This is a genomic window from Micromonospora sp. NPDC049645 (assembly GCF_040675155.1).
Taxonomy (GTDB): domain Bacteria; phylum Actinomycetota; class Actinomycetes; order Mycobacteriales; family Micromonosporaceae; genus Micromonospora.
This window is the reverse complement of the sequence record NZ_JBFAOI010000003.1, coordinates 455,052-476,485: the sequence shown is the minus strand read 5'-3', so window position 1 is coordinate 476,485 and position 21,434 is coordinate 455,052. Positions and strand designations below refer to the sequence as shown.

Here is a 21,434-nt window from a genome sequence, read left to right as displayed (position 1 = left end):
GAAGTCTGGTCGTTACCGAGCAGTCGTGCCACGCTCGGTGCCATGCGAGACGTGGCTGCGGCCGGGGCATCCAGCGGTCCGAGGGTGCTGCCGCCGAACGATCCGCGTCAGTACGACGATCTGGCCGGCGAGTGGTGGCGACCGGACGGCGCGTTCGCGATGCTGCACTGGCTGGCGCAGGCCCGTGCGGCGCTGGTGCCACCGGCCACCCGTCCCGACGCGGTGCTCGTCGATCTGGGGTGCGGCGCCGGCCTGCTCGCGCCGCACCTGGCCGGCAAGGGTTACCGCCACATCGGAGTCGATCTGACCCGCTCGGCCCTTGTCCAGGCCGCCGAGCACGGGGTGCGCGTCGTCCAGGGTGACGCCACCGCGGTGCCGCTGCCCGACGGCTGCGCCGACGTGGTCTCCGCCGGGGAGTTGCTGGAGCACGTGCCGGACTGGCCGCGCGCGGTGGCCGAGGCGTGTCGGCTGCTGCGCCCCGGTGGCGTGCTGGTGCTGGACACTTTGAACGACACGGCGTTGGCCCGGCTCGTCGCGGTACGGATCGCCGAGCGGCTGCCGACGGTGCCACGCGGCATCCACGACCCTCGGTTGTTCGTGGACGCGCGGGCGCTGGTGGCCGAGTGCGCCCGGCACGGTGTCGACCTGCGACTGCGAGGCATCCGCCCGCAGGTCGGTGGCCTGCTCGCCTGGCTGGTGCGCCGCGTCCGGGCGGGTGGGGTCGCCGGCGGGGTGCCGGTCGGCCGTACGCCGCGCATCGTGCCGACCCGCTCGACCGCCGTGCTCTACCAGGGCCGGGGGGTCCGCAAAGGATAGTCAGGCCGTGGCGGGGTATGGAACGCCGAGGAGGAACGAGATGACGGTGCACGCGCTCGAGGCAGCACGCCGGTTGGCGCCGCGGTTCGCCGCGCGGGCGGCCGAGCACGACCGGGACGGTTCCTTCCCCGTGGACGACTTCGCCGACCTGCGCGAGGCCGGCCTGTTCGGGCTGATGGTGCCCCGGGCCCTCGGCGGTCTGGGCGCCACCTTCGCCGAGTACGCCGCGGTGGCCACCGAGCTTGCCCGGGGCAACGGTGCGACCGCCCTGGTGTTCAACATGCACGCCTCGGTGACCGGGGCTCTCGGCGCGGTCACCGAGGAGTTGGCCGAGGCGCTGGGTGTGCCGGACGAGGCGCTGGCCGCCCGGGACCGGCTGCTCACCGCCGCCGCCCAGGGCTCCTGGTACGCGGTCGCGATGAGCGAGCGCGGCGCGGGCGCCCGCCTGTCCCAGCTGACCACGGCGTACGAGCCGACCGACGGGGGCTGGCACCTCAAGGGCAGCAAGACCTTCTGCTCCGGCGCGGGGCACGCCGACGGCTACCTGGTGGCGGCCCGCAGCGCGGCCGACCAGTCGGTGGTCTCCCAGTTCCTGGTGCCGGCCGGCGACGGGCTGACCGTGGAGCCGACCTGGGACTCGCTCGGCATGCGCGCCACCTCCTCCCACGACCTGCATCTGGACGTCAGCGTGCCGGCGGACCGGCTGCTCGGCGGGGTGGAGGGGCTGGCGCTGGTGGTCGCCCAACTGATGCCGCACTGGCTGGTGGCCAGCTACGCCGCCGTCTACGTGGGGGTCGCTCGGGCGGCGATCGACGCGGCGGCCGAGCACCTCAACGCCCGTAACCTGGCCGGTCTGCCGGCGGTGCGGGCCCGGTTGGGTCGGGCGGACGCGGCGACGGCCGCCGCGCAGCTGGCGGTCGCGGAGGCGGCCCGCCGGGTGGACGAGGCGCCCGGCGACGAGGAGACCAACCGGTGGGTGTGGCGGGCGAAGCTGCTCGCCGGCACCACGGCCGCGGAGGTGGCGGCGTCGGTGCTGGAGGCGGCGGGCACCTCGGCGACCCGCCGTGGTCATCCGTTGGAACGGCTCTACCGCGACGCCCGGTGCGGCTCACTGCATCCGGCCACGTCGGATGTCTGCGCCGACTGGCTGGGCATCGCGGCGCTGGGCGGCGACCCGGATCGTGACGGATCGGCACCGCGTTGGTGAGCCCGCCGTTCGGGGCTCGCACGGAAGACGGACCAGCCGAGGTGGCTGGTGGGACGGCCAGGGGGAGGACAGCATCTGACGAGAGGTGGGGATCGTGTCCGTACCAGTGATCGCGGGGCTCGGGACAGCGCAGCCGCCGTCCGCTTCGCAGGACGAATTGTGGGAGGGTTTCTTCTCCCGGCACTTCTCCGGCACCACCCGGTCGTTGGCCCAGCGAATCTTCGCGAACTCGGGGGTGACCCGGCGGCAGGCCGCGGTCAACCCCCTGCTCGAGGACGTCTCGGACTGGCCGACCGAGCGGCGGATGCGCCGCTACCAGGTGGAGGCGTTGCCGCTGGGCAAGGAGGCGGTGGGTCGTGCGTTGACCGCGGCCGGGTTGAGCGCCGGCGACATCGGCCTGTTCATCGTCTGCTCCTGCACCGGGTACGCCACCCCGGGGCTGGACATCCTGCTCGCCCGCGACCTGGGCATGGCCGCGGACACCCAGCGGATGGTCATCGGCCACATGGGTTGTTACGCGGCGCTGCCGGGGCTCGGCGCGGCGAGTGACTTCGTGACCGCCCGGGGGCGCCCGGCGTTGCTGCTCTGCGCGGAGCTGACCAGCCTGCACATCCAGCCGTCCAGCGCCCGGGTGGACACCCAGCAGATCGTCTCCCACGCGCTCTTCTCGGACGCCGCGGTCGCCGCCGTGGTCGTGCCGGGCGGCCCGGGGTACGCGGTGCGCGAGGTCACCGCCGTCACCGACACCTCGACCGCCGACCACATGACCTGGGACGTCACCGACGTGGGGTTCCGGATGGGGTTGTCGCCGAAGGTGCCGCAGGTGCTGTCCCGGCACGTTCGCGGTCTGGTCGACGATCTGCTCGCCCGGCACGGTGTCAGCGACTCCGAGGTGGACGGTTGGGCCGTGCACCCGGGCGGGCCGCGGATCCTCAACGTGGTCGAGCGGGAGTTGGCGCTGCCCCCGCAGGGGTTGGCGGCGTCCCGGGCGACGTTGGACGAGCACGGCAACTGCTCCTCGCCGACGGTACTGCTGATCCTGGATCGGCTGGGCCGGGCGACGCCGTCGGCCCGGCGCGTCGTCATGCTGGCGTTCGGCCCCGGGCTCACCCTGTACGCCGCCCTGCTCGATCGACAGAGGTGAACCTCCGCCGGCCCGGGCCGGTACGCTCGGGGGGTGGATGCGACGGTGGACGACCAGCTGCGCTCGGCGGTGCTGTTCGGTGCCGCGGTGGCCGTTCTGGCCGTCGGTGGCTGGTGGTGGCGTGCCGCCGCGCCCGCGTCGACGGCCGGGTCGGCGCGGTCTTCGGTGGCGGTCGTGCCGAGCGTCGGGCCGACCGTCAGCAGCGCGCTGGATCGCGCGGTGGTCGGCGGGACACCCGGTGAGCGGCTGACGGTGCGGGTGGACGCGACGGGCGAGATGGTGCGAACGCAGATCGACCCGTCCACCGGCATGATCACCGACATCGAGGGTGATCCGAGCTGGTTCGTTCTCCAGGGTGAGCTGCCCACGTTCCGCGAGACGATCTGGCGGGCGCGGGAGGTGCTCGTGCCGGGGCAGCGCATCGTCCAGCAGGCGGGGGGCGGTGACTCCCGCTACCTGCTGCAGTACCGGTGTACCAGGCTGGGCACCCTGTCGGTGTCGGTCTCGGAGGGCGAGCTGGCCGGGCCGTCCGAGATCGACTGCGACGGCACGGTCACCAGCGCCGAGGTGCTCTCGCACGGCAGGCCGTTCCAGGTGTCGCTGTCGGTCGTCGGGGTGCGCGAGATCGACGTCGAGGCGCAGCTCGTCACCCTGCCCCGCTAGGTGGGTGGGGTCGCCCCGCCCGCCTGGTCGCAGGTCGCGGCAGGTCAGCCGGTGAGGGCGCTCAGGTCGCTCCGGTAGGTGTCGACCGTCCCCACGTCGGGCAGCGCCCGGGTCACCGTGCCGGTGCGGTCGACCAGCAGGGCGCTGGCGGCGCCCGGACGGGCCGGTTGGCCCAGGAACGAGCGCAGCCCTCCGGCGGGGTCGGCCAGGGCACGCGCCCCTCGTGGGGTGCTCGGCCCTGCTGGGACCGTCCGCCCGCCGGTGACGGTGACCACGGAGACGCCGGCGGGTGCGGCCGTGAGGGCGTCGGTGACCCGGTCCGGGCACGGGCAGCCGTCCAGCAGGATGATCATGGCGGGTAGCAGGCCGCGCAGTGGCACCGGCGCGTTCTCCGCGTCGACCAGGTCCAGTGCGGGCAGCGCCCGACCGGCGAGGGTCGCGGGTGGGGAGTAAGGGGTCGGGGTCGCACGGTCGGTGCCGCGGTTGGCCCGGGGCCAGGTGACCACCAGCAGGCCGGCCAGCGTGGTGAGGACCGCCACGAGCAGGACCAGCAGCGGCAGGCCCAGAGCGCGGTGGCCGCCGGCCCGGCGCAGCTCACGGCGCACCTGGGCGGCCTCGGCGGCCAGCGCGGAGGCGTCGTCGGGAACCACCACCCGGCCCCATTCGGGTGGCAGGCCGGGCAGGCCGTCGGCTGACCCGTGTCCCTCTGCGTCCGGCTTGCCCATCGGACCTCCTGGAAGCGTCTCGAGAGCGGAGTGCGGCTCGGTCTCCAGGGTCGCGCACCCGGGGCTCCTCCCGCTAGACCTGGGCGCGGTCCTGCCGGCCGGGCTACCATGGGAGGAGCGCATAGCCCTTGATCTCCACGTTCTGTTCACCCGTACCGGGCAGTCATTTGCCCGTTACGGAGCGTGTTCGAACCATCGGTTTGACCGCCTGTCAAGCTGAAGCAAGACCTCTCACAGGGCCCCTGAGCTGCGCCAACGGTCAGGACATCGGTGAGACATCGGTGCCTGACCGTGTTACCCTAGACACAGCGAAAGGGGTTTCGAACCTATGGTTTTCAGTGTCGGCGAGACCGTTGTTTACCCCCACCACGGGGCCGCACTCATCGAGGCAATCGAGACTCGGGTCATCAAGGGCGAGCCTAAGCAATACCTCGTCCTGAGGGTCGCGCAGGGTGACCTGACGGTCCGGGTGCCGGCCGAGAACGCCGAGATCGTGGGCGTGCGCGAGGTGGTTGGCGAAGAGGGCCTCGGTAAGGTCTTCGACGTTCTGCGGGCTCCGCACACCGAGGAGCCGACCAACTGGTCGCGGCGTTACAAGGCCAATCTGGAAAAGCTGGCTTCCGGCAACCCGCTGAAGGTCGCCGAGGTCGTGCGTGACCTGTGGCGCCGGGAGCGGGAGCGGGGCCTCTCTGCGGGCGAGAAGCGGATGCTCGCCAAGGCCCGCGACATTCTCGTCGGCGAGGTCGCGCTGGCCGAGAAGAGCACCAAGGATGAGGCGGAGACGCTGCTCGACAAGGTCCTCACCGAGGCCTAGTCCGCACAGCATCGTCGTACCCAGTTCGTAGTGATGAAACCACCGAGGACCGCGACGTGACCGCGCAGCTCAATCCGCGCGGTGACGTCGCGGTCCTCGTGCCTGCGGCGGGTGCCGGCGTACGGCTCGGCCCCGGCCGACCCAAGGCGCTGCGCCTGCTCGCCGGTGAACCCCTGCTGGTGCACGCCGTGCGTCGGCTGGCCGCCGCGCCCTCGGTGCACACCATCGTGGTTGCCGCGCCGGTCGCCGAGGTGCAGGCCGTCCGCGAGCTGTTGGCCCCGGTCGCACCGGTGATCGTGGTGCCCGGTGGTGCGGAACGGCAGGCGTCGGTGGCCGCCGCGCTGGCCGCGGTGCCCGCCGGCCCGACGATCGTGCTGGTGCACGATGCCGCCCGCGCGCTCACTCCGCCCGAGTTGGTCGAATCCGTCGCGGCGGCGGTCCGGGGCGGGTGCGACGCGGTGATCCCGGTGCTACCGGTCGTGGACACGATCAAGGAAGTCGGCGCCGGTGAGGTGGTGCTCGGCACCGTCGACCGGTCCGCTCTGCGCGCGGTGCAGACCCCGCAGGGCTTCCGGCGGGCCGTGCTCAACGCCGCACACGCCGCCGCCGGTGACTCCCTCACCGACGACGCCGGGCTGGTCGAGAAGCAGGGCGTCGCGGTGAGCTGCGTGCCGGGCTCGGAGTACGCCCTGAAAATCACCCGACCGTTCGACCTGGCTCTGGCGGAGCATCTGCTTTCCGCCGACGGGTGACGCGTACCCTCTGATCATGATCGTTCCCCGGGTGGCCATCGGCACCGACGTGCACGCGTTCGAGCCCGGCCGGCCCTGCTGGGTGGCCGGGCTGCTCTGGCCCGACCAGGACGGTCTCGCCGGCCACTCGGACGCCGACGTCGCCGCACACGCCGCCTGCAACGCGCTGCTCTCCGCCGCCGGTCTCGGTGATCTCGGATCCGCCTTCGGGGTCGGCCAGCCGGAGTGGGCCGGCGCGTCCGGGGTGGCCCTGCTGACCGAGACGGCCCGCCGGGTGCGGGCCGCCGGCCTGGAGATCGGCAACGTGTCCGTGCAGGTCATCGGCAATCGCCCCAAGATCGGGCGGCGTCGGGCGGAGGCGCAGGAGGTCCTCTCCGGCGCGGTCGGCGCTCCGGTCACCGTCTCGGCGGCGACCACCGACGGGCTCGGCTTCGCCGGCCGCGAGGAGGGGTTGGCCGGGGTCGCGGTGGCGCTGGTGTACGACGCGCCGACCACCTAGGCTCGCCGCGATGTCCAGCGACCCGACCCCCGACCAGTCCGCCGCCGACGGCTACGTCCAGCGGGCCCAACTTCTCGCCGAGCTCGGCCGCTACGACGAGGCGGCCGGGGAGCTGGCCTACGGGCTGGCCCTGCGGCCTGACGACGTGGACGCCCTCACCATGCTGGCCCGGGTGCACCTGGCCGCAGAGCGCCCGGCGGAGGCGCTCACCGCCGCCGACACGGCCGTGGCCGCCGCCCCGGACGCCCTCCCGCCGCTGGTCGCCAGGGGGATGGCTCTGGCCGACCTGGAGCGCTACCCCGAGTCGGCCGCCACCGCGGACCGGATCCTCACCCTCGGCCCGGCCGACGCGTACGCCCAGCGCAGCGCTGCGGCGATCCTGGCCGGCGCCCGCAACGGTCAGCCGGCGCTTAACGCGGCCTGGCGGGGTGTCGAACTGGCTCCGCAGGAGCCGCAGGCGCACCTGGTGCTCAGCCTGGTCGCCGCCCGCCTGGATCTGTTCGACCTGGCCGAGCGGGCCTACCGGGAGGCGCTGCGGCTCGACCCGCGGATCGCCGACGCCGGGCAGGACGTGGGTGTCCTGCGGCTGGAGCAGCGCCGCTGGTCGGAGGCATTGGAGCACGTGGCCGAGGCGGTGACGGTCAGCCCGAGCCGGATCGACTCGCCACGGACCCTCGCGTACGGGCTGCATCGTCTGGTGCTCTACGGCGCGGGCTGGTCGCTGGTGGCGGCGGTGCTCGTCGCGTTCGCGGCGTCGGCGAACGACGGGTTCTCCCGCGTTCTGGCGGTGCTCGCCGCGCTCACCGGCGGAGTGGTCGTCTGGCAGCTCGGGGCCCGGCTGCCGGGCCTGACCCGGACCGTCCTGCCGGCGATGCTGCACTCGGACCGCGCGATGGCCCTGGCGGTCTACGCCGTGGCCGCCGCGCCGTTGCTGCTGCTGGTGTACGCGATGGTCGGCTCCCCGTGGCCCCTGGTGCTGGCCATCGCCACCACCGCCGTGGCCGAGTTCGCCGTCTTCACCAGAACCGCCGTCCGCTAACCGCGACGCGCCCAGGTCCAGGCGTACCCCTCGTCCTCGCAGGCGCCGGCGGCGTCGCAGAGATCCAGCGGGCGGAAGGTGTCGACCATGACGGCCAACTCGTCGAAGTAGTCCGCGCCGATGGAACGCTCGGCGGCGCCGGGCTGGGGGCCGTGGGTGAAACCGGACGGGTGCAGTGAGATCGAGCCCTGCCCGATGCCGGAGCCACGCCGCGCCTCGTAGTTGCCTCCGGTGTAGAAGAGCATCTCGTCGGAGTCGACGTTGTGGTGGTTGTACGGCACCGGGATCGACTGCGGGTGGTAGTCGACCTTGCGGGGCACGAACGAGCAGATGACGAAGTTGGGCCCCTGGAAGGTCTGGTGCACCGGCGGGGGCTGGTGGATGCGGCCGGTGATCGGCTCGAAGTCGTGGATGGAGAACGCCCACGGGTAGAGGTGGCCGTCCCAGCCGACCACGTCGAACGGGTGGTGGGCATAAGTGTGACGAGTCCAAGCAGTGCCGCTGCCACCGGGGCCTGCGGCCCGGGACCGGTGCCGGACCAGCACCTCGACCTCCTCGCCGTCGACGAGCAGCGGGGCGTCGGGGCCGCGGACGTCGCGCTCGCAGTACGGCGAGTGCTCCAGGAACTGGCCGCGTACGGAGAGGTAGCGCTTGGGCGGGCCGATGTGCCCGGACGCCTCGACGGCGAGCAGCCGGACGGGCTGGCCGCCGGTGGGCACCAGTCGGTGGATGGTCGAGGTGGGGATGACGACGTAGTCGCCAGCGACCGCGTCCAGTGCCCCGAACGGGGACTCGACGCGCAGGGTGCCCGACTCGACGTAGAGGCAGTGGTCGCCGGTGGCGTCGCGGAACAGCGGGGAGGGCCGGTCGGCGAGCACGTAGCCGATCCGCACGTCGTCGTTGGCGAGCAGGTACTGCCGGCCGAGGATGGGGTCGGCGCCGCCGGTGTCGAGTTTGTGGGTGCGCAGGTGGCGGGGCTTGAGCGGCAGGTTCGGCGCCCGGGTGAACGCGGGTGGGGTGAACTCGTCGGCGGCCAGGATCGCGGTGGGCGCGTACCGGTGGTAGAGCAGGGACGAGTCGGACGAGAAGCCCTCCTGACCCATCAGCTCCTCGGCGTAGAGGCTGCCGTCCGGCTGCCGGAACTGGGTGTGACGCTTGCGCGGCACCTCGCCGACGCTGCGGTAGTACGGCATCTCGCCTCCCGATATATCCCGTTCACCGGCCGGGCGCGTCCGATAATCGGACGCTGTTGTCCGTTCCTCGTAGCGTCCCGTACATTCTTGTTCCGTGTCAACGCAGCTGCCCGCACTACTGCACGGCCTGGTGGACGACGCCGCCGTCTTCCCTCCGGGCAGCGCCACGCTGCACGACGCCCTGGCCGCCCACCGCCAGCACCGCGCCGGCTGGTACGCCGACCTGGTCGGCCCGCTGCTGATCCCCGCCTCCACCGTGGCGGCCGGTGAGCTGAGCGGTCCCGTCGACCCGGGCGAGGGCCTGGTGGTCGGCGTGATCGGTGACACCGGGATCGGGAACCTGCCGTTCGCGCTGTCGTTCCTCGCCCCGGACGGCATCACCGCCCATCAGGTCGAGGTGGCGGTCGCCAAGCGCGGCGAGGACCCGATGCCCGGCATCGCCGAGCTGCTGCGGCTGACCGACGCGCTACCGGGCGTGCAGGCCGTCTACGCCGAGCTGCCGCTGACCTTCGGACTGATGGGGGCACTGGACACGCTCGCCGCCGCGCGGGCCGACGGAGTGCCGATCGCGGCCAAGTTCCGCACCGGCGGCCTGGCCGCCGAACTCTTCCCCACACCGACCGAGCTGGCCGCGGTGATCTGCGCCTGCCGGGACCGGGGCCTGCCGTTCAAGCTCACCGCCGGGCTGCACCAGGCGGTTCGACACCTGGACCCGGAGACCGGGTTCACCCACCACGGCTACGCCAACGTGCTGGCCGCGACCCTGGCGGCGGCCGACGGCGACGGGGTGCGCCCGGTCGCCGAACTGCTGACCGTCGTCGACCCGCGCCCGCTGGTGGAGCGCGCGACCGCGCGGCTGGACGGGCCCCGCCCACTCTGGGTCGGCTTCGGCTCGTGCAGCATCCTGGAACCACTTACCGATCTGATCCGGCTTGGGCTGGTGAACGGGGGCTACGACGCATGACCTGGGTGACCGGCGCCGACGGTTCTGCGTACGGGGTGACGAACCTGCCGTACGGGGTGTTCCGGCGAAACGGGGGTCCGGCGCGGATCGGCGTACGGATCGGGTCCTGGGTCTTCGACCTCGCGGCGGCGGAGACCGCCGAGCTGGTGCTGGCCGCCGGCGCCCTGTGCCAGCCCGTGCTCAACGACTTCATGGCGCTCGGACGTCCGCAGTGGACGGCGGTGCGGCAGCGGATCACCGAGCTGTTGACCGACCCGGCGCACCGGGCCGCCGTGGAGCCGCTGCTGGTGCCCCTCGACGACGTGGAGCTGCTGCTCCCCGTCGAGGTGGCCGACTATGTCGACTTCTACTCCTCCGAGCACCACGCGTCGAACGTCGGACAGATCTTCCGCCCCGGCCAGCCGCCGCTGCTGCCCAACTGGAAGCACCTGCCGATCGGCTACCACGGCCGGGCCGGCACCGTGGTCGTCTCCGGCACGCCGGTGACCCGGCCGACCGGGCAGCGGGCCTCCGCCGACGGCCCGGTCACCGGCCCATCGGTACGCCTCGACATCGAGGCCGAGGTCGGCTTCGTGGTGGGCGTACCCAGCGCGCTGGGCGACCGGGTCGGCGTGGACGACTTCGCCGAACACGTCTTCGGGGTGGTGCTGGTCAACGACTGGTCCGCCCGGGACATCCAGGCCTGGGAGTACCAGCCGCTCGGCCCGTTCCTCGGCAAGTCGTTCGCCACCTCGATCTCGGCCTGGGTGACGCCGCTGGACGCGCTCGGCGAGGCCAACGTGCCGGCCCCCGACCAGGACCCGCCGGTGGTCGACTACCTGCGGGACGTGCCGCACCTGGGCCTGGATCTCCGGCTGGCGGTCGAGTGGAACGGCGAGCGGGTCAGCGAGCCTCCGTTCGCCACCATGTACTGGACTCCGGCGCAGCAGTTGGCGCACCTCACCGTCAACGGCGCGTCGCTGCGCACCGGCGATCTGTACGCCTCCGGCACCGTCTCCGGGCCGGAGCGGGGGCAGGTCGGGTCCTTTCTGGAGCTGACCTGGGGAGGCGCCGAGCCGGTCAAGGTGGGCGACGAGAGCCGTACCTTCCTCGCCGACGGTGACACGGTGACCATCACGGCCACCGCCCCCGGCCCGGACGGCACCACCATCGCCCTCGGCGAGGTCACCGGCACCATTCGTCCGGCCCACTGAGCGGGCGTCCGCCCTCCGTCTCGTGCACGGGACCCGTGATCGCACCGGCTGTGCGATCACCGACCCTGGTTGACCCGTTGATCGTCCGGATTCCGTTGCCACGCCGCGCGATCCGGGCCGGGCTGTGCCCGGGTCGCCAGCGGCGGGGCATCCCGACGCACACGGAGGTAACGACGATGCACGATCTTGCGGGCGCGGTCTGGCGTACCAGTAGCCGCTCAAACGATCAGGGGCTCTGCGTGGAGGTGGCCGACAACCTGGTCGATGTCCATGGTCTGGTCGGGGTCCGCGACTCCAAGGACCAGTCCGGCCCCACACTCGCGGTCAGCCCGCCGGGGTGGACGGCGTTCATCGGCGCGATTCGGGCCGGTCGCTTCGAACGCTGACCGGCGATCCGGCACCGGTCGACGACCGGTGCGAGCGACCGCCCAATCGGACAGCGTGGCCTCCGGGTGGTGGAAATTCCGTCCGGGGGCCCCGTCCGGCCCTCACTCCGCGTACCGTCGGGGACACGGGAGGGTGGCATGTCGACGGTGGCGATTACCGGATTCATCGAGGCGCACGCTGTCGACGTCTGGCGTCTGCTGACCGACCTGCCCGGCCGTGCGGCCCGGCTGACCGCGGCCGGCCCGATCGAGGTGCTCACGCCGGGTCCGTTCGGGCCGGGCACCTCCTGGCGTGAGGAGCGCGCCCAGCCGGGCGGCGGCACGCTGGCCGAGGAGTTCCTGGTGGTGGAGGCGGTCGCCCCGCAGCGCCTGGTGCTCTGTTCCTCCGGTGCCGGCGCGGACTACCGGATCACCTGGAGCCTGCGGCCGGTCCGACGCCGTCGTCGGGGTTGCACGGCGATCACCGTCACCCAGGAGGCGGTGCCGACCGCCCCGTACGGCCGGGTGGTGGCGCTGCTGCTCGGCGGGCTCGCCGCGCGGGCGGTCGAGGCGGCGCTCCGGCGTGATCTCGCCGACCTGGCCGTCGCAGCCGGTGCCACCGGCACCGTCGAAGCCGCCTGAGCGTCAACCGACGACCCGTCGCCTCCGCCCGGGTGTGGTCGCCGTGACCTGAGGCGGGTCCGGCCTCATCCGCTGGGTAGGGTGCCGGGCGGAGGTGCGGCATGAGGTTCCCGAGAGGTCGGCGACGGCTCGCGGTCGCGGTCGCGGCGCTGCTCGCGACGGCGGTCGTCGCGGTCATCGTCCACCGGGTCCTCGCGCCGGCAGAGGTGAGCACGGTGGCGCGGGCCGACTACCCGGCCCCGGCCCGACCGGCCGCCGGAGTGGTCGGGCGGCTGCCGGTCGCGCCGTTGATCGTGGACGAGAGGCTGCGGGTGTACGCCGCGCACCGCCAGGTCTACGCCGACCAACCGGTCGACGGGCGACACCGGACCTCGCCGTACTGGTCGTACCGGCGGTGGCCGGCCGAGCTGGCCGCGGTGGTGGCCAGCGGCGCCACAGTGGTCAGCCGCTGGTCCGACGGGGACCTTGTCGCACTCGACGCCCGGACCGGCGGGGTGCGCTGGAGGTCCGACGGTCCGGAGCCCGCCGAGAGTTCGACGGTGGTGCGGCGTACCGGGGCGGCCACCGTCTGGGATCCGCGCGGGCTCCAGCTCACCGAACTCCCGGACGGGCGGACGGTGCTGGTGGTGACCGGGGACGGCCAGGCGCGTGGGGTCGAGGTGAGCGACGGCCGGGAGCTGTGGCGCGCCGAGTTGCCGGGCGGTTGCCGCAGCGATATCGGCAGCACCGCCTCCGGGCAGCTGATCGGGCTGGACACCTGCGCGGGGGCGGCCACCGTCGAGTTCCGGGACGCGGCGACGGGCGCGGTACGGGAGCGTTGGCGTCCGCCGGGCGGCCCGGACGAGTTGGTGGTGACGCCGCTGGGCTGCCGTACCGGCCGGTCGGACTGCCTGGGGTTGCGGACCGCCGGACCGGGCGACGCGGGCGGTCGGGGTTGGCTGTTGGGCGCCGGCTCGCCGGTTGCCGCCCCCGCGCTGGACCAGGCCGGTGCGACGCTGATCGGTGAGCAGGCCGTCGTCGTGCGGGACGGGGTCGCGGTGGGTCGATCGGCGCGTACGGGGGCCGAGTTGTGGCGGTCGGCGGGCCTGGGCGCGGCTCGGGTGCTGGCCGGGCAGCCGGGTCGGGTGCACCTGCTGACCGAGGCGAACGACCTGGTGACGCTGGATCCGTTGACCGGTAGGGAGTTGTCCCGCTTCGTGCTCAATGTCGGCTCGGACGGGACCGGCTGGGCGCCCGGTGCGGTGGCAGCCGAGGACGGGTTCGTCGCGGTCGAACGGCTCCGCAAGCCGGTCGACCCCACCGGCGACGATCGGCGCTACTACTACACCGGGGAGACGGTGATCCTGGCCGCCACCTGATGGTGGCGTCTTCGACCCCCGCAACACCGAACCGATCGTGCCCTTTGTCCAAAAAGGGTATGTTTTTCACGGTTCAGGTTTCCGGTGGAAGGGGTCGGCGCATGGCCAGGACAGCAACCCACTACCTGGTGGGCGGCGCGCTCGCCGCCACCGCGAGCCTGACGTTGGCGCTGTCGCCGGTGCTGGCCGCCGAGCCCGCCTCGGCGCGTGGGTCCAGCGCCGTCCGGGCCGAGCCGTCCGCGGGCACCGGCGTGACGTTCGAGATCCTGCCGGCGTCGCCGACCCAGCCGCCACCCACCTCCACGCCGACGGCGCCACCCCAACCCACGCCCAGCCACGGCGGTGAGCTGCCGGTTACCGGGTCGGGCGGATCAGTGCTGCTGCTCGCCGCGCTGGGCGCGGCCCTGATCTTCCTCGGGTGGCTCGCAGCCCGGCGACGTCGGCCGGGCTGACAGCCTTGGCGGCGGGTGGGCTGACGGCCTGGCGTCGGCCGAGTTGACGGCCGGGCGGCGGGTGGGCTGACGGCCGGGCGTGGGCGAGTTGACGTCGGTGTCGGCCGAGTGGCCGGCGAGGTCAACGACCGGCCGAGGCATGCTCTCTCGGCCTGGCGGTGGGAGGCCGACCGGAGCGACGGGACCGGCGGGCCAGGACCGTCAGGCCGGCGATCAGCAGCAGGCCCGCGACGGCCGCCGCCAGGGTCCAGCCGGAGATGATCCGGGAGATGAGACTGCCCCGTTCGCCGATCTGACCCGGGTCGGGAAAGGTGATCCGCGCGGTCACGCTGCGCTGCACCAGACCGCTCTCCAGTTTCACCTCCGCGTTCCAGGGGCCGTTCGGCAGCGCTGCCGGGAACGTGGCGATGACCTGCCCGGCCGCGCCCGGCGCCAGCGTGACGCCCTGCCCGACCGGGAACGGGCCGGCTCTGCTGCCGGCCGGTCCGTCGGTCAGGGTGACCGTGCCGGTCAGGTCGATGGCGCGACCTCCGGTGTTGCTGACCTGGACGGTCAGCGACGGTTTCCCGTCGGGGTCGCGGGCTGGGCGTACCTCGCCGATCGAGAAGTCGGAGGGCGGTTCGCCGCCGGGCCCGATGTCGAGGTACATCCGGACTCCGACCCGGTGGACCTGGGTGATCTCGCCGCCGGTGCGGGGCGTCGAGGCGGTGGAGGCCCAGACCACCCCGTACCGCTCACCACGGGAGGCGGCCGGCGGCACCGTGATGGTCGCCTGGACCCTGGTCTCGTCCCTCGGTCCCAACTCGACGGAGCGCTCGTCCAGGGTGACCCAGGAGGTCAGCTCGTTCTCGGCGCGGCCCTCGCCGAAGCGGAACGCCGCATTCTCCAGGGTCGCGGCGGCCGGGTACAGGTCGACACGACGGGTCTGGTCGGTGCGGTTGACGATCAGCAGTTGTCGTTTGATGGTGGTGCCCGGCGGTAGGTGGTCGACGATGTAGCGCAGCGCGCGAGGGTCGGTGCGACGCTCGATCGGGGCTTCCAGCAGCCGGATCCCGATGGTGCCGTCGTCCGATCCCGCGTCCGGTTCGACCGCGCCGGCCCGGGTCGACAGACCCGGACCGGCGAGGCAGAACAGGGCGAGCGCGACCGCGATGGTCGACCGCCCGCGGGGGCTACGCCACCGAATGCGTCACCGTGCCGGTGTAGACGCCCGCGATGCTGTCCAACGGGACGTTGACCACCAGGGTGGGGTTCCAGCTGGCGGTGTTGCCGCCGGTGCCGCCGCCGTGGGTGAAGGCGGTGACCGGGGTGACGCTGGACAGCGGCTCCGCGTCGGCGGCGGTGGGCTGCCCCGGCGTGAAGGTGCCGTTGCCGGTGGTCGCCGTGGCCGGGCCGGACCAGTAGTCGATCTCCTCCGGAAGAACCGTCTCGGGCGGCGAGCCGCCGCCGGTCTGGAAGACCGTCGCGGTCACCGAGGCGACCCAGGAGGCGTCGGCGGCGCCGCGGGAGTCGGTGACCGTCACCGTGCCGAGCTGCCCGGTGATGGTGCCACCGGGAGCGCCGCTGCCGAGGTCGGCGGTGGCGGGCGCGACGATGTCGAGGGTGCCGGCGAGCACCTCGAACGTGGTGTCGGTGGTGTCGGTGGGCGCGGCGGAGGCCGGCGCGGCGAGGAAGCCCACCATCGCCGCGGCGGCCGCCCCGGCAAGGCAGATCTTGGCAGTACGCACTGTGTAGTACCCCGTTCTCGAAGTGAACCCGCCGCAGTCCTCGACTCGGCTGGCTACTTCGAAAGATAGGGCAATTCAGGCATAAAGCCGGACAAACACCCCATCTGTCACGAGATGGTCACAGGTGGGCGCCCGTCGGCTCAGGCCAGCGCCGCCTCCGCCGCCTCCGCCGCCGCCAGGAACGCGTCGTTCTCGGTCGGGGTGCCGATGGTGACCCGGACGCCGTCGCCGGCGAACGGCCGCACGATCACCCCGCGCGCCTCGCACGCCCTGCCGAACGCCACAGCCCGCTCGCCCAGCGGCAGCCAGACGAAGTTGGCCTGGCTCGTCGGCACCTCGGGCACGAACTTGCGCAGCGCCTCGGTGACCCGGTCCCGCTCCGCGACGACGAGAGCGCAGCGACGCTCCATCTCGGCGGCCTGGGTCAGCGCGGCGAGCGCCCCGGCCTGGGCTGCCGTGCTGCTGGAGAACGGGGTGGCCACCTTGCGGATGGCGGCGGCCACCACCGGTTGGGCGACCAGCCAGCCCATCCGCAGCCCAGCGAGCCCCCACGCCTTCGACAGCGTGCGCAGCACCGCCACGTTGGGCCGGTCCAGGTAGTCGAGACCGTCCGGCACCTCCGGGTCGGTGACGAACTCCCGATACGCCTCGTCGATCACCACCAGCACGTCGTCTGGCACCGCGTCGAGGAACCGGTCCAACTCGGCCCGGCGCAGTGCCGTACCCGTGGGGTTGTTCGGGTTGCAGACGAAAATCACCCGCGTCCGGTCGGTCACCGCCGCGGCCATCGCCGCCAGGTCGTGACCGTGCCCGGCGTCGTTGGGCACCCGCACGCTGGTCGCGCCGCTGGTCGCCACGATGATCGGGTACGCCTCGAAGGAGCGCCACGAGTAGAGCACCTCGTCACCCGGCAGGCAGGTGGCCCGCACCAGGTGCTCGGCCAGCGCCACCGAACCGCAGCCGGTGGCGATCCGGTCGGCGTCCACCCCGTACCGCTGGGCCAGCGCGTCCCGCAGCGCGACCACGCCCATGTCCGGGTAGCGGTGCGAGGTGGTGACCGCCTCGGTGACCGCCTCCACCACGCCGGGCAGCGGCCCGTACGGCACCTCGTTGCTGGCCAGCTTGATGGCCTCCGGCAGACCCAGCTCGCGGGCCAGGTCGGCGGGGCTGCGCCCCGGCACGTAGCTGGGCAGCGCGTCCAGGTCGACGCGGGTCAGCCGCAGTGCCGGCTGGTGACGTCCGGAGTCGGTCATGGGGTGTCTCCCGGGGGCTGGTTGCGGTCGTTCGAGGGGGCGGAATCGGTGCGGTACGGAACCTCGACGACCACCGTCTGCGCGCGCTTGTCGTGCAGCGCCTGACGCAGGGGGTGGTCGAAGAGGGGGGAGAGGGCGTCGACCAGTTGCAGCACCAGGCCGAGCCCGGCGCAGTACCAGAGCAGGGTCGGCAGACCCAACGTGCTCCAGCGGCTCAGCGCGCGACGGACCCCCAGCGGCTGGTCGGCGGTCATCGGCACCGCCCGGATCCGCATCACCCGCTTACCGATGGTCTGTCCGCCGGAGGCCATGGTCGGCACCTCGTACGCCAGCCAGAGCGCGGTGGCGATCAGCAGGATCGCCACCAGCAGCGACCCGGCCTGCTCACCGGGCATCGGCAGGCCCTCGGCGGAGGTGTCGCCGCGCGCCGCGCGCCGGAAGACCTCCTGCCAGTACGGCGCCCACTCCTGCGCCCAACGCCAGACGAACCAGCCGTTGACGACCACGTTCAGGGCGAGGACGAGGCCGAAGTCGATCAGCCGGGCGACGAACCTGCGGCCGTAGCCGGCCAGCCGGTGCCCGTGCGGTCGCGGCTCGGGCGGTCGTCCGGGCCAGCCGGGATGACCGGCCGGGGGAGCCCAGCCGGGAGGGGCACCCGGAGGCGCCCAGCCGGGCGGACCGGCCTGTGGACCCCAGCCGGGCGGACCGGCCTGTGGACTCGGGCCGGGAGTGCCGGCCTGCGGTCCCCAACCCGGGCCGGGACCCGGTTGCGGGCCGTACCCCGGGGGTGGGCCCTGCTGTGGCGACCAGCCAGGCGCACCGGTCGCCGAGTCGGGGGTCGTCGACGCGGCGGGCGCGGCGGGGGTCACCGGCGGGGGCGGCGGCTCGGCCGGCGGCGGGCCGTCCGGTGGGGTGGCGTCGACGGGAATGGGCGCACCGAGCCAGCCCTCGCCGTCCCAGTAACGCCGGGTCTCGGTGTCGGCGGGGTCGACGTACCACCCAGGTTGAACGCTCACGCCGCCACCAGTCCGCTTCGGTCACTCACGGGGACACCTTAACGACGACTGTCCCCGCGAACTCGTCATGGAGGTGTCGCGGGGCGTACCCCTGCGGGTGTGGTCCGGGCTGCGGCGCGAAGCCGCCGGCGGCGGGCTGGGGCCCACCGACCGGCGGCGTCGGGTACGACGGAGGTTGCGTCACGCTCGCAAGTGTTACAGGTTGCCGCGGGCTTCCTGCTCCCGCTCGATCGCCTGGAAGAGCGCCTTGAAGTTGCCCTTACCGAAGCCCAGCGAGCCGTGCCGCTCGATCAGCTCGAAGAAGACCGTGGGACGGTCCTGCACCGGCTTGGTGAAGATCTGGAGCAGGTACCCGTCCTCGTCCCGGTCGACCAGGATCTTGCGGGCCTTCAGCTCCTCGATCGGCACCCGCACCTTGCCGATCCGCTCGCGCAGCTCCGGGTCGTCGTAGTACGAGTCGGGGGTGTCGAGGAACTCCAGACCGGCCGCGCGCATGGCGTCGACGCTGGCCAGGATGTCGTTGGTGGCGACGGCGATGTGCTGCGCGCCGGGGCCCTGGTAGAACTCCAGGTACTCGTCGATCTGGGACTTCTTGCGGGCGATCGCCGGCTCGTTGAGCGGGAACTTCACCTTGCGGGTGCCGTTCGCCACGACCTTGCTCATCAGCGCCGAGTAGTCGGTGGCGATGTCGTCGCCGACGAACTCCGCCATGTTGGAGAAGCCCATCACCCGCTTGTAGAACTCGACCCACTCGTCCATCCGGCCCAGCTCCACGTTGCCGACCACGTGGTCGACGGCCTGGAAGAACCGCTTCGGCTGGATGCCGGCGTCGATCATCGGCTGCCGGTCCACGATCGGGCCGCGGGCCACGAAGCCGGGCAGGAACGGGCCGGTGTAGCGGGACCGGTCGACGAAGGTGTGCCGGGTGTCGCCGTACGCGGCGATGGCGGCCATCCGGACCGTGCCGTGCTCGTCGGTCACCTCGTGCGGCTCGACGACGCTGCCGGCGCCCTGCGCGATGGCGTGCGCGTACGCGGCGTCCACGTCCGGCACCTCCAGCGCGATGTCGCTGATCCCGTCGCTGTGCCGGGCCACGTGCTCGGCGCCGGCGGCGTCCGGGCGCACCGCGCCGGTCAGCACGAACCGGGCCGAGCCGCTGGTCAGCACGTACTGGGCGTGGTCGCGGTAGCCCTGCTCGGGGCCGCGGTACGCCACGCAGGTCATGCCGAAGGCGGTGGAGTAGTAGTGGGCGGCCTGCTTGGCGTTGCCGACCAGGAAGTGCACGTGGTCGAGGCCCCGGACCGGGAACGGGTCGTGGCTGATGTCGTGGTCGACAGCGCCGACGAGCCGGTCGATGTCGACGTCCTCGGTCGACTGGGGTCGGTCGATCGCCTGGGTCATGGTGGGCTCCCTCGCGTACCGGCCGGCCTTGTGGGCCGCCGTGGTCGGTTCTTGTGGCGAGGATCGCTGCCCCGGCGTCAGGTGGGCAACTGTTGGCAGAAACGCTGGTCAGGTTGCGCATTCGGTATGGTCTGCACTCATGAATGGTGAGCAGAATGTACAGCTCGACGCGCTCGACGTGCGCTTGATCGAACTGCTCGCCGAGGAGCCGCGGATCGGGGTGCTGGAGTGCTCGCGGCGGCTCGGGGTGGCCCGGGGCACCGTGCAGGCCCGGCTGGACAAGCTGGTCGAGCGGGGGGTCGTCCAGGGCTTCGGCCCCGAGATCGCACCGGCCGCGATCGGGTTCGGGGTGACCAGCTTCGTCACCCTGGAGATCAGCCAGCGGCACGGTCACGACCCGGTCACCGCCCACCTCGCCGCCATCCCCGAGGTGTTGGAGGCGCACACCATCACCGGTTCCAGCGACCTGCTCTGCCGGATCGTGGCCCGCTCCAACACCGACCTGCAACGGGTCATCGACCAGATCGTCTCGTCGGCCGGCATCACCCGGGCCTCGACGATCATCGCGTTGGCCGAGCAGATCCCCTACCGCACGCTCCCGTTGGTGCGCAGCGCCGTTCGGGCCGAGGGAAGGACGCTCTAACACCTCCGAGCCCAGAAAGCGTGGCGACACGGCGGCGCGGGCGTACGGAAGATCCCTGATCGTGGCTACGGTGTGCGGGTGGCGAAGGGGAGCGTGCGCGGCGGGCTGCTGCTCGGCCTCGCCGTGGTCGTCGCGCTCGCCGCGACCGGGGTGTGGAACCCGTTCCCCGGCCTGTGGGACTGGGTGGACCGCAGCGAACCCATCTCCGAGCCCGACGTGGTCTGGCAGCAACGGGTCGGCGGCACGCCGCGCAGCGTGACCATCGCCGGCGACGCCGTCGTGGTCGAGCAGCGCACCCGGGTCGAGGCGCGCAGCCTGGCCACCGGCGCCCAGCTCTGGGAGCGCAAGGCGGACTGGGCGGCGGTCGCCGGTGGCGACCGGGACCCGGTGGTGGCCGTGGGCAAGCTTCTGGTCAAGGGGTACGAGCTGCTCGACCCGACGACCGGGGTGACCCGCCGACGTGACGACGACGCGGTGGCCGTCTGGACGTACCGCAACCTGCTCCTCGACGCCCGGTGCACGGACGCCACCGACTGCACCCTGAGCGCCTGGGACCCGCGCGGCACCGCGCCGCTCTGGACGGCGTTCCTGCCCGGGGTGCACAGCGGACTGCTCGCCGACAACCCGGGGTTGCGCGGCACCCGCCGGCTCACCGCCACCCGGATCGACGACGGCGTGGCCGGGGCGGAGCCCGCGCCACCGCTGCTCGGCTTCCCGGTCGACGGTCGGGTGCACGTGGTCGACACCGCCACCGGCCGGGTGTTGCAGAACGTCGAACCCGGTCGGGAGGAGCGGCTGTCAGTGGTGGGCGGCCGGCTGCTCCGGATCACCGCCCGCTCCCAGGACGGCACCTGTTACTTCGCCATCTCCGCGCGGGACTCGGCGACCGGGCAGGAGGCGTGGCACCAGGCCGGGGTCAACCTGCGCACCGCCGACAGTGCCGGCTGCGTGCAACGCGAGGACCCGCAGGGTGCGCGCAACGTGCTGATCGGCGTCGGCCCGGACGGCCGCGAGGCGGTGATCGACGGGTACGACGGACGGCTGCTCTGGGTCGGCGCGTCGGGCACGAAGCTGGTCGCGGTCGACGACCGCCTGGCGGTGTTCCGCGCCGCCGACAAGCGCTCGGTGGTCGCCCGCGAGCTGGGCACCGACAAGGTGCTCTGGACCCGGGCCGCCAGCGGCAAGGCCGGCGCCGCGCTCACCCCGTACGCGGCGGTGCTGGCCGACGAGAAGCCGTCCCGGTTGCTGGCACTGGACCCGCGTAGTGGCCGGGAGCTGGCTGTCCTGCGCACCTCGGCGAACGCCCTCGCCGTCGGGTCACAAGGCATGATCATCGGTGAGGGGCGGGAGATCGGGTACGTCCGCTTCGTCGGCGCGATCGGCGGCTCGTCGCCCCGACCACCCGGCGACGGTGGGAATCCCGGGCCGGGCGGCCCCGGCCCCGGCCCAGGAGTGCCGGACAACGACGACTGCGGGCCGAAGGGCGAACTCTGCCCCGACCCGGGCGACGGCAAGGACGGCTGAGCGGGCGGGTGGCCGCCGACCGGACGGCTGAGCGGGCGGGTTCG

23 protein-coding genes are annotated in these 21,434 nt (G+C 73.1%); 16 read left to right on the top strand and 7 right to left on the bottom strand.

The window, feature by feature from the left end; genetic code table 11:
* Positions 1-42: 42 nt before the first annotated feature.
* The 4 genes from AB0J33_RS10800 (at position 43) to AB0J33_RS10785 (ending at position 3,830) form a co-directional block, all read left to right on the top strand.
* Entirely contained in the window at positions 43-816 is a 774-nt protein-coding gene (locus tag AB0J33_RS10800; RefSeq protein WP_363612101.1) for a methyltransferase domain-containing protein, read from the top strand.
* Between the two features lie 40 nt (positions 817-856).
* Positions 857-2,023, top strand: coding sequence for an acyl-CoA dehydrogenase family protein (locus AB0J33_RS10795; protein WP_363612099.1), 1,167 nt, complete (start codon positions 857-859; stop codon positions 2,021-2,023).
* A 94-nt stretch (positions 2,024-2,117) separates the two neighbouring features.
* Positions 2,118-3,167: a type III polyketide synthase gene (locus tag AB0J33_RS10790; RefSeq protein WP_363612097.1), complete on the top strand. Its 1,050-nt coding sequence runs from the start codon at positions 2,118-2,120 to the stop codon at positions 3,165-3,167.
* Positions 3,168-3,200: 33 nt separating this feature from the next.
* Complete coding sequence (locus AB0J33_RS10785; RefSeq protein WP_363612095.1) at positions 3,201-3,830, top strand: hypothetical protein; 630 nt, start codon at positions 3,201-3,203, stop codon at positions 3,828-3,830.
* A gap of 44 nt (positions 3,831-3,874) precedes the next feature.
* On the opposite strand, the gene AB0J33_RS10780 is transcribed toward AB0J33_RS10785, so the two are convergent.
* On the bottom strand, positions 3,875-4,555 hold the full coding sequence (locus tag AB0J33_RS10780; protein ID WP_363612093.1) for a hypothetical protein: 681 nt from the start codon (positions 4,553-4,555) through the stop codon (positions 3,875-3,877).
* A 328-nt stretch (positions 4,556-4,883) separates the two neighbouring features.
* On the opposite strand from AB0J33_RS10780, the gene AB0J33_RS10775 reads away from it, so the two are divergent.
* From AB0J33_RS10775 to AB0J33_RS10760, 4 genes are read left to right on the top strand one after another with little or no spacing between them, the layout of a single operon-like run.
* Positions 4,884-5,369, top strand: a complete 486-nt coding sequence (locus AB0J33_RS10775) for a CarD family transcriptional regulator (protein WP_007073334.1) — start codon at positions 4,884-4,886, stop codon at positions 5,367-5,369.
* A gap of 56 nt (positions 5,370-5,425) precedes the next feature.
* A complete protein-coding gene (gene ispD, locus AB0J33_RS10770) occupies positions 5,426-6,121 on the top strand; it encodes a 2-C-methyl-D-erythritol 4-phosphate cytidylyltransferase (RefSeq protein ID WP_363612090.1) in 696 nt (231 codons plus the stop codon).
* A 13-nt stretch (positions 6,122-6,134) separates the two neighbouring features.
* Positions 6,135-6,620, top strand: coding sequence for a 2-C-methyl-D-erythritol 2,4-cyclodiphosphate synthase (ispF, locus tag AB0J33_RS10765; protein WP_363612392.1), 486 nt, complete (start codon positions 6,135-6,137; stop codon positions 6,618-6,620).
* A gap of 10 nt (positions 6,621-6,630) precedes the next feature.
* Complete coding sequence (locus AB0J33_RS10760) at positions 6,631-7,659, top strand: tetratricopeptide repeat protein (RefSeq protein WP_363612088.1); 1,029 nt, start codon at positions 6,631-6,633, stop codon at positions 7,657-7,659.
* On the opposite strand, the gene AB0J33_RS10755 is transcribed toward AB0J33_RS10760, so the two are convergent.
* Positions 7,656-8,852, bottom strand: a complete 1,197-nt coding sequence (locus AB0J33_RS10755; protein WP_363612085.1) for a homogentisate 1,2-dioxygenase domain-containing protein — start codon at positions 8,850-8,852, stop codon at positions 7,656-7,658. The genes AB0J33_RS10760 and AB0J33_RS10755 overlap by 4 nt on opposite strands.
* Positions 8,853-8,946: 94 nt before the next feature.
* On the opposite strand from AB0J33_RS10755, the gene AB0J33_RS10750 reads away from it, so the two are divergent.
* From AB0J33_RS10750 to AB0J33_RS10725, 6 genes are all read left to right on the top strand, one after another.
* Positions 8,947-9,816, top strand: a complete 870-nt coding sequence (locus tag AB0J33_RS10750) for a hypothetical protein (RefSeq protein ID WP_363612083.1) — start codon at positions 8,947-8,949, stop codon at positions 9,814-9,816.
* Positions 9,813-11,009: a fumarylacetoacetase gene (fahA, locus tag AB0J33_RS10745; protein WP_363612081.1), complete on the top strand. Its 1,197-nt coding sequence runs from the start codon at positions 9,813-9,815 to the stop codon at positions 11,007-11,009. Before AB0J33_RS10750 ends, fahA begins: the two co-directional genes overlap by 4 nt.
* Positions 11,010-11,185: 176 nt before the next feature.
* Positions 11,186-11,395, top strand: coding sequence for a DUF397 domain-containing protein (locus tag AB0J33_RS10740; RefSeq protein WP_354940223.1), 210 nt, complete (start codon positions 11,186-11,188; stop codon positions 11,393-11,395).
* 138 nt (positions 11,396-11,533) lie between these two features.
* A complete protein-coding gene (locus AB0J33_RS10735; RefSeq protein WP_363612079.1) occupies positions 11,534-12,016 on the top strand; it encodes an SRPBCC family protein in 483 nt (160 codons plus the stop codon).
* Positions 12,017-12,117: 101 nt separating this feature from the next.
* On the top strand, positions 12,118-13,374 hold the full coding sequence (locus tag AB0J33_RS10730) for a PQQ-binding-like beta-propeller repeat protein (RefSeq protein ID WP_363612077.1): 1,257 nt from the start codon (positions 12,118-12,120) through the stop codon (positions 13,372-13,374).
* 101 nt (positions 13,375-13,475) lie between these two features.
* Positions 13,476-13,826 carry an LPXTG cell wall anchor domain-containing protein gene (locus tag AB0J33_RS10725; protein ID WP_363612075.1) on the top strand — a complete coding sequence of 117 codons (351 nt, stop codon included), beginning with the start codon at positions 13,476-13,478 and terminating at the stop codon, positions 13,824-13,826.
* A 121-nt stretch (positions 13,827-13,947) separates the two neighbouring features.
* On the opposite strand, the gene AB0J33_RS10720 is transcribed toward AB0J33_RS10725, so the two are convergent.
* The 5 genes from AB0J33_RS10720 to hppD all read right to left on the bottom strand — a co-directional run bounded on the left by AB0J33_RS10720 (position 13,948) and on the right by hppD (position 19,223).
* The gene (locus tag AB0J33_RS10720) at positions 13,948-14,628 is read right to left on the bottom strand and encodes a hypothetical protein (protein ID WP_363612073.1); all 681 of its coding nucleotides are present in this window, start codon (positions 14,626-14,628) and stop codon (positions 13,948-13,950) included.
* Positions 14,629-14,998: 370 nt separating this feature from the next.
* Positions 14,999-15,553 carry a hypothetical protein gene (locus AB0J33_RS10715; RefSeq protein WP_363612071.1) on the bottom strand — a complete coding sequence of 185 codons (555 nt, stop codon included), beginning with the start codon at positions 15,551-15,553 and terminating at the stop codon, positions 14,999-15,001.
* Positions 15,554-15,693: 140 nt separating this feature from the next.
* Complete coding sequence (gene hisC / locus AB0J33_RS10710) at positions 15,694-16,806, bottom strand: histidinol-phosphate transaminase (RefSeq protein ID WP_363612069.1); 1,113 nt, start codon at positions 16,804-16,806, stop codon at positions 15,694-15,696.
* The gene (locus tag AB0J33_RS10705; protein ID WP_363612067.1) at positions 16,803-17,822 is read right to left on the bottom strand and encodes an RDD family protein; all 1,020 of its coding nucleotides are present in this window, start codon (positions 17,820-17,822) and stop codon (positions 16,803-16,805) included. The genes hisC and AB0J33_RS10705 overlap by 4 nt, the downstream gene beginning before the upstream one ends.
* Positions 17,823-18,017: 195 nt before the next feature.
* Positions 18,018-19,223, bottom strand: coding sequence for a 4-hydroxyphenylpyruvate dioxygenase (hppD, locus tag AB0J33_RS10700; protein WP_363612065.1), 1,206 nt, complete (start codon positions 19,221-19,223; stop codon positions 18,018-18,020).
* 139 nt (positions 19,224-19,362) lie between these two features.
* On the opposite strand from hppD, the gene AB0J33_RS10695 reads away from it, so the two are divergent.
* Together AB0J33_RS10695 and AB0J33_RS10690 are read left to right on the top strand one after the other, a co-directional pair.
* Complete coding sequence (locus tag AB0J33_RS10695; RefSeq protein WP_363612063.1) at positions 19,363-19,866, top strand: Lrp/AsnC family transcriptional regulator; 504 nt, start codon at positions 19,363-19,365, stop codon at positions 19,864-19,866.
* A gap of 105 nt (positions 19,867-19,971) precedes the next feature.
* Positions 19,972-21,390 (top strand): PQQ-binding-like beta-propeller repeat protein, encoded by a 1,419-nt coding sequence (locus AB0J33_RS10690; RefSeq protein WP_363612390.1) that lies wholly within the window; start codon positions 19,972-19,974, stop codon positions 21,388-21,390.
* The last annotated feature ends 44 nt before the right edge of the window (positions 21,391-21,434 follow it).